Annotated in this window: 9 protein-coding genes; 5 read left to right on the forward strand and 4 right to left on the reverse strand. The window is 68.3% G+C overall.

The window, feature by feature from the left end; all coding sequences use genetic code 11:
* The first annotated feature begins 53 nt into the window (after positions 1-53).
* The 3 genes from purL to JI745_RS25325 are packed head-to-tail and all read left to right on the forward strand — an operon-like array spanning position 54 to position 5,529.
* Positions 54-4,028: a phosphoribosylformylglycinamidine synthase gene (gene purL, locus JI745_RS25315; protein WP_201813291.1), complete on the forward strand. Its 3,975-nt coding sequence runs from the start codon at positions 54-56 to the stop codon at positions 4,026-4,028.
* A gap of 11 nt (positions 4,029-4,039) precedes the next feature.
* A complete protein-coding gene (locus JI745_RS25320) occupies positions 4,040-4,282 on the forward strand; it encodes a hypothetical protein (RefSeq protein WP_201813292.1) in 243 nt (80 codons plus the stop codon).
* A 14-nt stretch (positions 4,283-4,296) separates the two neighbouring features.
* Positions 4,297-5,529: a flavin-dependent oxidoreductase gene (locus JI745_RS25325; RefSeq protein ID WP_201813293.1), complete on the forward strand. Its 1,233-nt coding sequence runs from the start codon at positions 4,297-4,299 to the stop codon at positions 5,527-5,529.
* A gap of 10 nt (positions 5,530-5,539) precedes the next feature.
* Here JI745_RS25325 and JI745_RS25330 read toward each other — a convergent pair whose 3' ends face one another.
* A complete protein-coding gene (locus JI745_RS25330) occupies positions 5,540-6,133 on the reverse strand; it encodes a TetR/AcrR family transcriptional regulator (protein ID WP_201813294.1) in 594 nt (197 codons plus the stop codon).
* Positions 6,134-6,233: 100 nt separating this feature from the next.
* Between JI745_RS25330 and JI745_RS25335 the strand changes: the two genes are divergently transcribed.
* Complete coding sequence (locus JI745_RS25335) at positions 6,234-7,052, forward strand: metal-dependent hydrolase (protein ID WP_201813295.1); 819 nt, start codon at positions 6,234-6,236, stop codon at positions 7,050-7,052.
* Here JI745_RS25335 and JI745_RS25340 read toward each other — a convergent pair whose 3' ends face one another.
* Both JI745_RS25340 and JI745_RS25345 read right to left on the reverse strand, forming a co-directional pair.
* Positions 7,053-9,263, reverse strand: coding sequence for a molybdopterin-dependent oxidoreductase (locus JI745_RS25340; RefSeq protein ID WP_201813296.1), 2,211 nt, complete (start codon positions 9,261-9,263; stop codon positions 7,053-7,055).
* A gap of 31 nt (positions 9,264-9,294) precedes the next feature.
* Complete coding sequence (locus tag JI745_RS25345; RefSeq protein ID WP_201813297.1) at positions 9,295-10,134, reverse strand: helix-turn-helix domain-containing protein; 840 nt, start codon at positions 10,132-10,134, stop codon at positions 9,295-9,297.
* 123 nt (positions 10,135-10,257) lie between these two features.
* Here JI745_RS25345 and JI745_RS25350 point away from each other — a divergent pair, with 123 nt between their 5' ends.
* Positions 10,258-10,671, forward strand: coding sequence for a hypothetical protein (locus JI745_RS25350; protein WP_201813298.1), 414 nt, complete (start codon positions 10,258-10,260; stop codon positions 10,669-10,671).
* 4 nt (positions 10,672-10,675) lie between these two features.
* Here JI745_RS25350 and gcvP read toward each other — a convergent pair whose 3' ends face one another.
* Positions 10,676-13,624 (reverse strand): aminomethyl-transferring glycine dehydrogenase, encoded by a 2,949-nt coding sequence (gene gcvP / locus JI745_RS25355; RefSeq protein WP_201813299.1) that lies wholly within the window; start codon positions 13,622-13,624, stop codon positions 10,676-10,678.
* Positions 13,625-13,628: the final 4 nt, after the last annotated feature.

The following is a 13,628-nucleotide window of genomic DNA, read 5'->3' on the forward strand; positions in this document are numbered from 1 at the left end:
CCACCGGCGCCCCCACTCCCGGACGGGCGACTGCCGCACCCAGAGCCTCAAGCGTGACCTCCACACCCCAGCATCTGTTGCACTTCGAGGGCGGCAACGCCCTGTCCGCCTTCCGCGCCCAGGCGCTGTTGCCCCGTCTGCAGGCCGTCAACGCCCGCATCACCGGTGTCCATGCCCGGCATGTGCACTGGGTCTGGTGCGACCAGGCGCTCGACGCAGCGAGTCACGAGAAGCTCAAGGCCCTGCTGGTCTACGGCGACCCGTACACCGGGCCGAACGAGGGCACGGTCGTGGTGGTGGCGCCCCGCCTCGGCACGGTCTCGCCTTGGGCTTCCAAGGCGACGGACATCGCGCACAACTGCGGCCTCGCGATTCACCGCGTGGAACGTGTGACGGAATACCGGTTGACGCTGAAAAGCGGGCTGCTCGGCGGCACCAAGGCGCTGACGGCGGAAGAGCTGCAGGCCGCCGCAGCCCTGCTGCACGACCGCATGACCGAAAGCGTGCTGCTGGCGCGCGACGATGCGCGCCACCTGTTCGACGAGCAGCCCGGCAAGCCGATGGAGCATGTCGACGTGCTGGGCCAGGGCCGCAGTGCGCTGGAGAAGGCCAACACCGATTTCGGCCTGGCGTTGAGCGACGATGAGATCGAGTACCTGGTCAACGCGTTCACCGGCCTCAAGCGCAACCCGACCGACGTCGAGCTGATGATGTTTGCGCAGGCCAACAGCGAGCACTGCCGGCACAAGATCTTCAATGCGCAGTTCACCATCGACGGCGTGCCGCAAGAGAAGTCGATGTTCGGGATGATCCGCAACACCCACCAGCTCGCGCCGCAGCACACCGTCATCGCCTACAGCGACAACGCCTCGGTGATGGAAGGCCACGCGGTCGAACGCTGGCTGCCGCAGGGCTACACCAATGCGCCGCAGTACGGGCCGCGCGCCGACACGGCGCATGTGCTGATGAAGGTGGAGACGCACAACCACCCGACGGCGATCTCGCCGTTCCCCGGGGCTTCAACCGGAGCCGGCGGCGAGATCCGCGACGAAGGCGCGACCGGCCGTGGCTCCAAGCCCAAGGCGGGCCTCACCGGCTTCTCGGTGTCGAACCTGCACCTGCCCGGCACGAACGAGCCCTGGGAGCAGCAGCCCTATGGCAAGCCCGAGCACATCGCGAGCCCGCTGCAGATCATGGTCGACGGCCCGCTGGGCGGCGCGGCGTTCAACAACGAATTCGGCCGGCCCAATCTGCTCGGCTACTTCCGTGTCTACGAACAGACCGTCGGCGAGCAGCGTCGCGGCTACCACAAGCCCATCATGATCGCGGGCGGCCTGGGCACGATCTCGGCGTCGCAGACGAAGAAGATCGAGTTCCCCGCGGGCACGCTGCTGATCCAGCTCGGCGGCCCCGGCATGCGCATCGGCATGGGCGGCGGTGCGGCCAGCTCGATGGCCGCCGGCGCGAATGCGGCCGAACTGGACTTCGACTCGGTGCAACGCGGCAATCCCGAGATCCAGCGTCGTGCGCAGGAGGTCATCAACCACTGCTGGTCGCTGGGCGAGGTGAACCCGATCCTCGCGATCCACGACGTGGGCGCGGGTGGCATTTCCAATGCGTTCCCGGAACTCGTCGACGGTGCCGCCAAGGGCGCTCGCTTCGACCTGTCGAAAGTGCCGCTCGAAGAAAGCGGCCTCGCCCCGAAGGAGATCTGGTGCAACGAAAGCCAGGAGCGCTACGTCATCGCGCTCAAGGCCGAGGCGCTGCCGCTCTTCGAGGCGATGTGCGAACGCGAGCGTTGCCCCTTCGCCATCGTCGGCATCGCGACCGACGAGAAGCAGCTGGTGCTCGACAACCCCGGTTCCGACGACAAGCCCATCGACATGCCGATGGAAGTCCTCCTCGGCAAACCCCCGCGCATGCATCGCGACGTGAAGCGCGTGCACCGTGAGTTGCCGGCGCTGGATCTCACCGACGTGTCGCTCGACCAGGTCGCCTTTGACGTGTTGCGCCACCCGACCGTCGCCAGCAAGCGTTTTCTCATCACCATCGGCGACCGCACCGTGGGTGGCCTCGACCACCGCGACCAGATGGTCGGCCCGTGGCAGGTGCCGGTGGCCGACTGCGCCGTGACGCTCGCCGACTACGCCGGCTTCAAGGGCGAGGCGATGAGCATGGGCGAGCGCACGCCGCTCGCATCGCTCGACGCGCCGGCCTCCGGCCGCATGGCGGTCGGCGAGGCGCTGACCAACCTGCTCGCCGCGCCTTTCGACCTGCCGCGCGTGAAGCTCAGCTGCAACTGGATGGCCGCGTGTGGCGAAGCCGGTGAAGACGCGGCGCTCTACGACACCGTGAAGGCGGTCGGCATGGAGCTCTGCCCCGCACTCGGCATCAGCGTGCCGGTCGGCAAGGACAGCCTCTCGATGCGCACCCGCTGGAGCGAGAACGGCCAGGCCAAGCAGGTCACCGCGCCGGTGAGCCTGATCGTCAGCGCCTTCGCCTCGCTCGACGACGTGCGGCCCACGCTGACGCCGCAGCTGCAGCCCGGAGACACCACGCTGATCCTCATCGACCTCGGCCAGGGCAAGGGCCGCATGGGCGGCTCGATGCTGGCCCAGGTGCTCAACCAGTTCGGCCACGAAGTGCCCGACGTCGACGACCCACAGCAGCTCAAGTCGCTGGTCCTCGCCATCAACCAGCTGCGCAGCGAAGGCAGGCTGCTGGCCTACCACGACCGCAGTGACGGCGGCCTCTGGGCGGCGGTGTGCGAAATGGCCTTCGCCGGCCACCTGGGTGTGAGCCTCAACGTCGACATGCTGGTCACGGAAGGCGACGGCATCAGTGACAGCCGCGCCGAATACGGCGACTCGAAGAACTGGGCCACCCAGGTCAGCACCCGCCGCGCCGAGCTGACGCTGCGCGCGCTCTTCAACGAGGAGCTCGGTGTCGTGATCCAGGTGCCCACCGCCGTGCGCAACGAGGTCATGCAGACGCTGCGCGAGCACGGCCTCAGCAAGCACAGCCACTTCATCGGGAAGCCCAACGACAAGGGCGTGGTCGAGGTATGGCGCGACGCCAAGGCCGTCTTCAGCGCCCCGTTGCGCGACCTGCACCAGGCCTGGGACGAGGTGAGCTGGCGCATCGCCCAGTTGCGCGACAACCCCGTCTGCGCGGACCAGGAACACGCGGCCGCGGGCCGCACCGAAGACCCCGGCCTGCACGTGCACCTGACCTTCGAGCCGCAAGCGCCTGCGATCCAGAGCAAGCGCCCGAAGGTCGCCATCCTGCGCGAGCAGGGCGTCAACAGCCACGTCGAGATGAGCTACGCCATGCACCAGGCGGGCTTCGACACCTTCGACGTGCACATGACCGACCTGCAGACAGGCCGTGCGCGGCTCGACATGTTCCAGGGCTTCGTCGCCTGCGGTGGCTTCTCGTACGGTGACACGCTCGGCGCCGGCGAGGGCTGGGCGCGCTCGATCATGTTCAACGGCACGCTGGCCGAGCAGTTCGCCGCCTTCTTCCAGCGGCAGGAAACGTTTGCGCTCGGCGTGTGCAACGGCTGCCAGATGATGGCCGCGCTCGCACGCATCATCCCCGGCGCGCAGGCCTGGCCCAAGTTCACCCGCAACAAGAGCGAGCAGTTCGAGGCCCGCCTGTCGCTGGTGGAAGTGCTGCCGAGCCCGTCGATCTTCTTCGCCGGCATGGAAGGCAGCCGCATCCCCATCGCCGTGGCGCACGGCGAGGGTTACGCCGACTTCTCGCAGCGGGGTGATGCAGGCAAGGTGCACCGTGCGATGCGCTTCGTCGACCACACCGGTGCGCCCACCGAGGCCTACCCCTACAACCCCAACGGCAGCCCGGGCGGCCTCACCTCGGTGACCACCGCCGATGGCCGCTTCACCGTGCTGATGCCGCACCCCGAGCGTGTGTTCCGCAACATCCAGAAAAGCTGGACGAGCGGCGACAAGAGCGCGCACAGCCCGTGGATGCAGATGTTCCACAACGCACGCCGCTGGGCGAAGTAAGGACAGCCAACATGCACAAGCCGCCCGTCAGGTACCTGGTCATCATCGAGTCCGATGGCGCGATGGTCGCCAAGCTCTACGACGCGAACTACAGGCACGAGAACGACATCGACGCCGGCTCTGAAGAGGTGGCGGTGATGACCAAGGGCTTGAAGCCCACGAAGAACGGCAACGATGCCACCTGGTCCAAGGTGCTCGTGGGCCACGGCGAGGTGGAACGCCGGGCGGCCGAGATCTACACCCTGGACGTTTAAGCCACGACAAGAACATGAACATTGCCATCGCCGGCGGGGGCATCGGCGGCTTGACCCTGGCCTTGGCGCTGCACCAGCGCGGCATCTCGTGCACGGTCTATGAAGCGGCGCCGCAGCTGCGCCCGCTGGGCGTCGGTGTGAACCTGCTGCCGCATTCGGTGAAGGAGCTGGCCGAACTCGGCCTGCAGGAGGCGCTGGCTGCGACGGCAATCGAAACCGCATCGCTCACCTACTACAACAAGTTCGGCCAGACGATCTGGAGCGAGCCGCGTGGCCTCGCCGCGGGCTACCCGGTGCCGCAGTACTCCATCCACCGCGGCGAGCTGCACATGATCCTGCTCGACGCGGTGCTGCGCCGCCTGGGGCCGGAGCGTGTGGTGCTGGGCCACCAGCTGACGGGCTTCGTGAACAGTGGCCAGAAGGTGCAGGCGAAGTTCACGCGCCTGCTCGACCACAGCGCGGTCACCATCGAGGCCGATGCGCTGGTCGCGGCCGATGGCATCCACTCCGCGGCGCGCAAGCAGATGTGGCCGAACGAAGGCGCCCCGCGCTATGGCCAGCGCGTGCTCTGGCGCGCGATCACCGAAGGCGAGCCGTTCGGTGACGGCCGCTCGATGTTCATGGCTGGCCACCCCGACGTGAAGTTCGTCGCCTACCCGATCTCGCGCAAGCTGGCCGAGCAGGGGCGCTCGCGCATCAACTGGATCGCCGAGCTGTCGGTGCCCGAGATGCCCACCCGCACCGACTGGAACCGCGAAGTCGACATCAGCGTCTTCGCCGAGCCCTTCGACAGCTGGAAGTGGGAGTGGATCGACATCCCCAAGCTGATCCGCGGCGCGTCGGCCGTCTACGAATTCCCGCTCGTCGACCGCGACCCGCTGCCGCACTGGCGCCAGGGCCGCGTGACGCTGCTGGGCGATGCGGCGCACCCGATGTACCCCATCGGCTCGAATGGCGCCTCGCAGGCCATCCTCGACGTGCGGGCACTGGCCGATTCGCTCGCCGGCAAGGGCAAGCTCGAAGCCGCGCTCGAAGCCTACGAGGCCGAGCGCCTGCCCAAGACGGCCAACATCGTGCTGCTCAACCGCCAGAACGGGCCCGAGCAGGTGATGGCGATCGCCGAGCAGCGTGCGCCGCAGGGCTTCAAGCACATCCACGACGTGATGCCGCGCGAAGAACTCGAAGGCATTGCCGCCCGCTACAAGCAGGTCGCGGGGTTCACGAAAGACCAGGTCAAGAAGGCCTGAGCCTGCCGGCTCAGCGCGGACCGTAGACCACCGCCCGCACGAACTGCGCGGTCGTCGCGGTGAGCTGCGGCAGCTCGCCGATGCGGTCCTGTTCCACCTTCTGCAACACGAGCTCGTTGATGCCACCGACGATGCTCAGCGCGAGCGCAGGCGGCAACGGCGGATGCTGGCGCCCTTCATGCGGCCGGTTCACCACTTCGACGATGAAATCGGCCAGTTGCTGGTTGACGCGCCGCCGCGCCTGCAGACCGGCGGGGCCGAGGCTCAGGATCGCGATGAAGAGCGTCTTGAGCAGGGCCGGGTTGCTGGCCATCGTGGAGAGGTAGGCCTCCAGCGCCTTCTCGGCCTGGGTCAGCGGGTCGTGCGTCGGGTCGATGGCATCGCGCAGCACGCCCAGCGACTGTCGGCTGGCCGCCTCGTAGAGCGCGATCAGGCAGTCTTCCTTGGTGGCGAAATGTTCGTAGAAGGTGCGGCGCGACACCCGGGCGATGGCGGCCAGGTCGGCGATGGTGGTGTCGGCGTATCCCTTGGCGGCCACCGCCTCGGCCATCGCGTCGAGCAGGCGGCGGCGGTGGCTGGTGTCCGGGTCGGCAGAAACGGGCATGTCGTAGACGGGAGCTCGAATTGGTACTTGACAGTACCACGATCGGCCTGCAAATTCGCATCACTGGTACTGATTCGTACCAACACCGTGGAGTTTGCCCGTGACCGACCTCGTGGTTCGCCGCCTGTTGATCGACCTGGAGAGCGACATCCCGCGCCGCTGGTGCGGTGGCGATGCCTTCCGGACGGCCTTGTTCAATGCGCTGTCGATGAGCTTCCCGCTGGGCGAGCAGTTCTTCATCGACTCGGTGCGCGACGGCGTGAAGCAACTGCCTGAGGACCAGCGCGAGCGCTTCGCCAAGGAAGTCCAGGGCTTCATCGGCCAGGAGGCGACGCACCGCCGCATCCACGGCCTCTTCAACGCCCACCTGGACAAGCAGGGCTTCACCAACGCTTGGGAAAAGCGCATCGAGAAACGCACCCGCCTGTTTGACGACGCCGATGTGCGCCACCGTGTGGCCGCCACCGCCGCCACCGAGCACTTCACGGCCATCCTCGCCGAGTGGATGCTGCAGAACACCTGGGCACTCGACGACGCCGAGCCCCGCCTGCGCACGATGTGGATGTGGCACGCCTCGGAAGAGAGCGAGCACCGCAGCACCGCCTTCGACGTCTACGTGGCGCTGGGCGGCAACCACGCGTGGCGCATCAAGTGGTTCAAGAGCGGCACCATCCTCTTCCTCACCGACGTGACACGCCAGACGCTGCGCAACCTGTGGGACGACGGCGCACTGTTCAGCCTCAAGACCTGGCGCAGCGCGTGGAGCTACCTCTTCGGCAAGCGCGGCCTGGTGCGCCTGACCTACGGCCCCTGGAAGGCCTACCTGCGCGAAGACTTCCACCCGCGCCAGCAGGACGACAAGCTGTCGCGGGACTGGCTGCAGGCCAACGCGGGGCAGTTCTCGGTCGTCGGGAAGTGACTAGGCGGCGGTCACCTCGACGGCCACGCCACCCAGCACCGCGTTGCCCGACAGCGGGTCACGCAGCCGCTCGTCGAGCACCGCGTTGAGGTTGGCCCCCGGCCGCTCGGCAGCCACGCTGAGCCGCGCGCCGGGCAGGTGATGGCCCCAGCCGTGCGGGAGGCTGACGACGCCCGGCATCACGCTGTTGCTCACCTCCACCTGCGCTTCGATCGCCTGGCCATCGTGGCCGGTGATGCGGGCGAGCGCGCCGTCGACGAGCTTCAGCCGTGCCGCGTCGGCCGGGTTCACGATCGCCGTGCAGCGGAACGGGCCCTTGGCCAGCAGCGGCAGGTTGTGCATCCAGCTGTTGTTCGAGCGCACGTGGCGGCGGCCGATGATGACCATCTCGGGCAGCGGCTTCGCCATGTCGGCCGCGGCACGTTGCAGGTCGTTCATCAGCAGCGGTGGTGCGAGTTCGACCTTGCCGCTGGGTGTGCGCAGCACTTCAGGAATGCGCGGCTGCAAGGGCCCGAGGTCGATGCCGCCCTCTGCGGCTGCGACCTTCGCGAGCGTGAGGCCGTCGGGCCGGGCGCCGAAGCCATCGCCATAGGGGCCGCTGCGCAGGGACAAATCGAGGCGACGCTCGGGCCCGGTGTGCACCGAAATCTCGCGCATCACGGCCTCGGCGTTCTCCGGCCAGCCGCGCTGCAGCTCCGCGAACATCATCTCGTCGTCGAGCTGCTGCACATCGACGCCTGCACCCTTGCCCTGGAAGAGGCCGATCAGCCTGACGAGGATCTGCCAGTCGCGCAGGTGGCCCTCAGGCGCGGGCAGTGCGGGCGGGCTGAACCGCACATGGTTGCGGTAGGCGAATTGCGGCAGTGCCACGTCGAAGTGCGCATCCTCCAGCGGCGCGAGGCCGGGCAGGATCACGTCCGCATGCCGCGTGGTCTCGTTGAGGTAGATGTCGTAGCTGAGCATGAAGTCGAGCTGGTCCAGCGCCTTCGACACACGTTCGCCGTTGGGGGCCGAGAGCACCGGGTTGCTGGCGATCGTGATGAGCGCCTTCACCTGGCCCGGGCCGCCGGTCTCGATCTCTTCGGCCAGGCAGCCCATCGGCAGCTCGCCGAACACTTCGGGCGCACCGCTCACGCGCGATCGGTGACGGCCGGTGGTGATGCCCTTGCCGATGCCGGGCCTGCCTTCGGTGTTGGCCGAGAAGGCCGCGGACTTGGGGAACATCGCGCAGCCCGGTTCGTCGAGGTGACCGGTGAGCACGTTGAGCACGTCGATGAGCCAGCTGGCCAGCGAGCCATGGGCCTGCGTGCAGGTCCCGAGCCGGCCGTAGACGGCCGCACGCTCGGCCTTTGCCAGATCACGAGCCAACTGACGGATGTCGTCGGCCGCGATGCCGCAGCGGGCCGACACAGCCTCGGGGGTGAAGGGCGTGACGGCCTGCTGGAGCTCCTCGACGCCCGCCACATGCTCGGCGATGCGGCCCAGGCGCACGAGCTTCTCGGCGAAGAGCGTGTGCACCATGCCCAGCATCAGGAACGCGTCGCCACCGGGGCGGATCGGCACGTGGCGGCTCGAGATCTCGGCCGTCTCGGTGCGCCGCGGGTCCACCACGATCAACTGGCCGCCGCGCTCACGGAGCGCCTTGGCCTTGCCGCGGAAGTCGGGCACCGTCCACAGGCTGCCGTTGCTGGCCATCGGGTTGGCGCCGAGCATCAGCAGGAAATCGCAACGCTCGATGTCGGGGATGGGGATGGTCAGCCAGCTGCCGAACATCAGGCCGCTCGACAGCTGCTTGGGCATCTGGTCGAGCGTGGAGGCCGAGAAGATGTTGCGCGAGGCCATCGCCTTCATCAGCCGGCCGAGGTAGAGCATCACGCCGAACTTGTGGCCGGCGGGGTTGCCGACCGTCACGGCCACGCTGTCGTTGCCGTGAGCGGAGCGGATGGGCATGAGCCGGCGCTCGATCTCGGCGAAGGCCTCGTCCCAGCTCGCTTCGACGAAGCGGCCGTCGCGCTTGATGAGCGGCGTCTGCACCCGGTCGGGGTCGTCCTGCAGGTCCTTCAGCGCGACACCCTTGGGGCAGATGTAGCCCTTGCTGAAGCTGTCGCTCTCCTGCCCGCGGATGGCGATGACCTGGCGGCCTTCGACCTGCACGTCGAGCCCGCAGGTCGCTTCGCAGACGGGGCAGATGTGGTGTTTCACGTGGCTCATGCGCTGGTCTCCCTTGGCGTGTGAGACGAGGTTATGCCTGCTGCCGGGCGGCCAGTCCGTCGCTCATGTGACGCACCGCCTGGGCGGTGAAGTCGTCGGCGGGAAAGAAGGTCTCGAGCGCGAGCTCCGAGAGCGTGACGTCGATCGGCGTGCCGAAGACAGTGACGGTGCTCAGGAACGAGAGCACGCCAGCGGGTGTGCGCAGCTGCAGCGGCACCGCGACCGCGTTGGCAGGGATGTGCTCATGCTCGTCAACGCCCTCGGGCACCGGGTAGCCCTGCAGTTCCTTCAGCAATTCGACCAGCACGGGGTCGGCGCTGACGTTGATCTGGTGGCGCAGGCGCTCGAACAGATGCTCGCGCCAGCCCAGCAGGTTGACGATGCGCGGCGCCACGCCCTGCGGGTGCAGGCTGACGCGCAGCACGTTCACCGGCGGCTGCATCAGCTCGGGCGCAATGCCTTCCATGAGCAGCAGCACCGGCTGGTTGTGGGCGAGCATGTTCCAGTGACGGTCGATGGCCAGCGCAGGGTGCGGCTCGTGCGCCTTGAGCAGCCGGTCGACGGTCTGCCGTGCGACGTCCAGGGCCGGGTCGTCGAGCTTGCGCTCCGGGTAGAGCGGCGCGTAGCCGGCCGCGGTGAGCAGGGTGTTGCGCTCGCGCAGCGGCACGTCGAGCTGCTCCGCCAGGTGCAGCACCATCGCGCGGCTGGGCGAGGCGCGGCCGGTCTCGACGTAGCTGAGGTGACGGGTGGAGATGTCGGCATCCATGGCCAGGTCGAGCTGGCTCAGGCGACGGCGCTGGCGCCACTCGCGCAGCAGGGCGCCGAACGGTTGCGCTTGGGACGAGGGCGAGGCGGCGAGGTTGGTGCTCATGGGCCGCACCTTACTCCAGCGCTGCTGCCAGACCCATGACCTGCCAGGTCATGGACCGGCTGCACGGCCCGGCCGAGCATTCAGCACATGCCGCACACCGCGGTGCAACCCCAGGAGATGCTCATGTCACACCTTTCCGTCACCCCGTTCCTGCGCAATGTGTTGATCGCCGATGGCGCGATGGGCGTCGTCACCGCCCTCGTGATGCTGCTCGGCAGCGATGTCCTGCAGCCGCTGCTGCAGCTGCCGGCCTGGCTGATGTTGGTCGGCGGCGCGGTGCTCGCGGCCTATGGGCTGCTCGTCGGCTGGCTGTCGAGGCGTGGCAGCCTGCCGCGCGGTCTGCTGTGGGCGTTGGTCGTGTTCAACCTCGCCTGGGCGTTCGACTTCGCGCTGGTCGCGTTCGCGAGCTGGCTGCAACCGAGCGCACTGGGCCAGGCCTTCCTCGGCGCGCACATCGTCGCGGGGCTGCTCTTCGCGCAGCTGCAGTACATGGCCCTGCAGCGGGACCGCGCGCTGGGTGGGCGCGTTCCCGCCTGAGGGGTCAGGTCTCGTCGACCTCGACTGCGTCGCCGTAGGCCGACATCGGCACGCAGGCGCAGAAGAGGTTGCGGTCGCCGTAGACGTTGTCCACCCGACCGACCGGCGACCAGTACTTCTGCTTCAAGAGGCTCTTCACCGGGTAGGCCGCTTCCTCACGCGAGTAGGGATGCGGCCACTCGTTCTTGAGCAGTGCGGCGGCCGTGTGCGGCGCCGCCTTGAGCGGGTTGTCGTCCTTCGGCCACTGGCCTTGCTCGACACGCGCGATCTCGCGGCGGATGGCGATCATCGCGTCGCAGAAGCGATCCAGCTCGACCAGCGGCTCGCTCTCGGTCGGCTCGACCATCAGCGTGCCGGCGACCGGGAAGCTGAGCGTCGGTGCGTGGAAGCCGTAGTCGATCAGGCGCTTGGCCACGTCTTCGGCGCTGACGCCCGAGCTGTCTTTCAGCGGGCGCAGGTCGAGGATGCACTCGTGCGCGACGCCGCCGCCCTTCACGCCGGCGATGTTGCCGCTGTAGTGGATGTCGTAGTGGTCGGCCAGTCGGGCAGCGATGTAGTTGGCGCTGAGGATGGCGGTCTCGGTGGCCTGCTTGAGTCCTTCGGCGCCCATCATGCGCACGTACATCCAGCTGATCGGCAGCACGGCTGCGTTGCCCAGCGGTGCGGCACTGACGGCGCCGACCTGCTTGTCATGGCCGAGCCCGGCCGCGCGGTGCGCCGGCAGGTAGGGCACCAGGTCTTCCACCACGCACACCGGGCCGACGCCCGGGCCGCCACCGCCGTGCGGGATGCAGAAGGTCTTGTGCAGGTTGAGGTGGCTCACGTCGCCGCCGAACTCGCCCGGTGCGGCGATGCCGACCAGCGCGTTCATGTTGGCGCCGTCCACGTAGACGCGGCCGCCGTGCTGGTGCACGAGGGCGCACAGCTCCTTCACGCGCGTCTCGAACACGCCGTAGGTACTGGGGTAGGTGATCATCACGCAGGCCAGGTTGGCGCTGTGCTGCTCGCACTTGGCCTTGAGGTCGGCGAGGTCGACGTTGCCGTCGGCATCGCACTTGGTGACCACCACCTGCATGCCGACCATCTGGGCAGACGCCGGGTTGGTGCCGTGCGCCGACTCGGGGATCAGGCAGATGTTGCGATGGCCCTCGCCGCGGCCCTCGTGGTACGCCTTGATGATCAGGAGGCCCGCGTATTCGCCTTGCGAGCCGGCATTGGGCTGCAGGCTGATGCCCGAGTAGCCGGTGGCCTGGCAGAGCCAGTCGCGCAGCAGCTGGTCGAGTTCGGCGTAGCCCTTGAGCTGGTCTTGCGGTGCGAAGGGGTGCATCTGGGCGAACTCGGGCCAGGTGATGGGGATCATCTCGCTGGTCGCGTTGAGCTTCATCGTGCAGGAGCCCAGCGGAATCATGCTGCGGTCGAGCGCGATGTCCTTGTCCGACAGGCTGCGGATGTAGCGCAGCATCTCGGTCTCGCTGTGGTGCGTGTTGAAGACCGGGTGGGTGAGGAAGTCCGAGCTGCGGCGCAGGGCGGCGGGGATCAGGTCGGGGGTGGAAGCCAGAGCGTCGACGCTCGGCAGCTTCTCCCCGGCCTTCGCGAAGACCTTCCACAAGAGCGCGAGGTCGTCGCGCGTCGTGGTCTCGTCGAGCGTGATGCAGAGGTAGTCGCCCCAGGCGCGGCGCAGGTTGGCGCCGAGCGAGACGGCACGCTGCATCAGCCGCTCGGTGTCGGCGCCAGTCTTGAGGCCGATGGTGTCAAACACGCCCCATTCCACGTGGTGCGTGGCGGACAGGTCGAGGCCGAGCTGCTTCAGCCCGGCGACGAGGATGCCGGTGTAGCGCGCCACACGCTGCGCGATGCGCGTCAAGCCCTGCGGCCCGTGGTACACGGCGTACATGCTCGCCACGACGGCCGGCAGCACCTGCGCCGTGCAGATGTTGGAGGTGGCCTTCTCGCGGCGGATGTGCTGCTCGCGCGTCTGCAGCGCGAGGCGGTAGGCCGGCGCGCCGTGCGCATCGACGCTCACGCCGACCAGGCGGCCGGGCATCGAGCGCTTGAACTCGTCGCGCACCGCGAGGTAGGCGGCGTGCGGGCCACCGCAGCCCATGGGCATGCCGAAGCGCTGGGTGGTGCCCACCGCGATGTCGGCGCCCATCTCGCCAGGAGTCTTCAGCAGCGTGAGCGCCAGCAGGTCGGCGGCCATGATGAAGGCGGCTTTCTTCGCGTGCACGGACGCGACCTCGGCCGTCCAGTCGTAGAGCCAGCCGCTGCTCGCGGGGTACTGCACCATCGCGGCGAAGTAGTCGTCGGCGGCGATGGCGGCCTTCCACTCGTCATGCGAATTCGCTTCTTTCACGACCAGGCCCAGCGGCCTGGCGCGGGTGTGCAGCACTTCGAGCGTCTGCGGGTGCACGTCGCCCGAAACGACGAAGACGTTGCCCGTGGCCTTGACGCTGCGCTTGGCGAGCGTCATCGCCTCGGCCGCAGCGGTGGCCTCGTCGAGCATCGACGCATTGGCAATCGCGAGGCCGGTCAGGTCGCACACCATGGTCTGGAAGTTGACCAGCGCCTCCATGCGGCCCTGCGAGATCTCGGCCTGGTAGGGCGTGTAGGCGGTGTACCAGGCCGGGTTCTCGAGGATGTTGCGCAGGATGACACCCGGCGTGTGCGTGCCGTGGTAGCCCTGGCCGATGAAGCTCTTGAGCACCTTGTTCTTCGACGCGATGGCCTTCAGCTCGGCCAGCGCATCGGCCTCGGTGACCGGCGCGGGCAGCTGCATCGGCGTCGGGCGGGCGATGGCGCGCGGCACGATGCTGTCGATCAGCGCACGGCGCGAGGCGGCGCCGATGGCCGAGAGCATGCGGCGCTCGTCCTCGGGTTCGATGCCGATGTGGCGGGCCACGAATTCAGACGGGTTCTCGAGTTCACCGAGGGGCTTCAGGGCAGACATCAGCATTTCT

The organism is Piscinibacter sp. HJYY11 (genome assembly GCF_016735515.1).
In the GTDB taxonomy this organism is placed as follows: Bacteria; Pseudomonadota; Gammaproteobacteria; order Burkholderiales; family Burkholderiaceae_C; genus Rhizobacter.

What these genes read in the sequence shown, in the direction of transcription:
- gcvP (WP_201813299.1), bottom strand. Translation starts at nt 13,624, where the DNA reads ATGCTGATGTCTGCCCTGAAGCCCCTCGGTGAACTCGAGAACCCGTCT.
- JI745_RS25325 (WP_201813293.1), top strand. Translation starts at nt 4,297, where the DNA reads ATGAACATTGCCATCGCCGGCGGGGGCATCGGCGGCTTGACCCTGGCC.
- JI745_RS25350 (WP_201813298.1), top strand. Translation starts at nt 10,258, where the DNA reads ATGTCACACCTTTCCGTCACCCCGTTCCTGCGCAATGTGTTGATCGCC.
- JI745_RS25330 (WP_201813294.1), bottom strand. Translation starts at nt 6,133, where the DNA reads ATGCCCGTTTCTGCCGACCCGGACACCAGCCACCGCCGCCGCCTGCTC.
- JI745_RS25320 (WP_201813292.1), top strand. Translation starts at nt 4,040, where the DNA reads ATGCACAAGCCGCCCGTCAGGTACCTGGTCATCATCGAGTCCGATGGC.
- JI745_RS25340 (WP_201813296.1), bottom strand. Translation starts at nt 9,263, where the DNA reads ATGAGCCACGTGAAACACCACATCTGCCCCGTCTGCGAAGCGACCTGC.
- JI745_RS25345 (WP_201813297.1), bottom strand. Translation starts at nt 10,134, where the DNA reads ATGAGCACCAACCTCGCCGCCTCGCCCTCGTCCCAAGCGCAACCGTTC.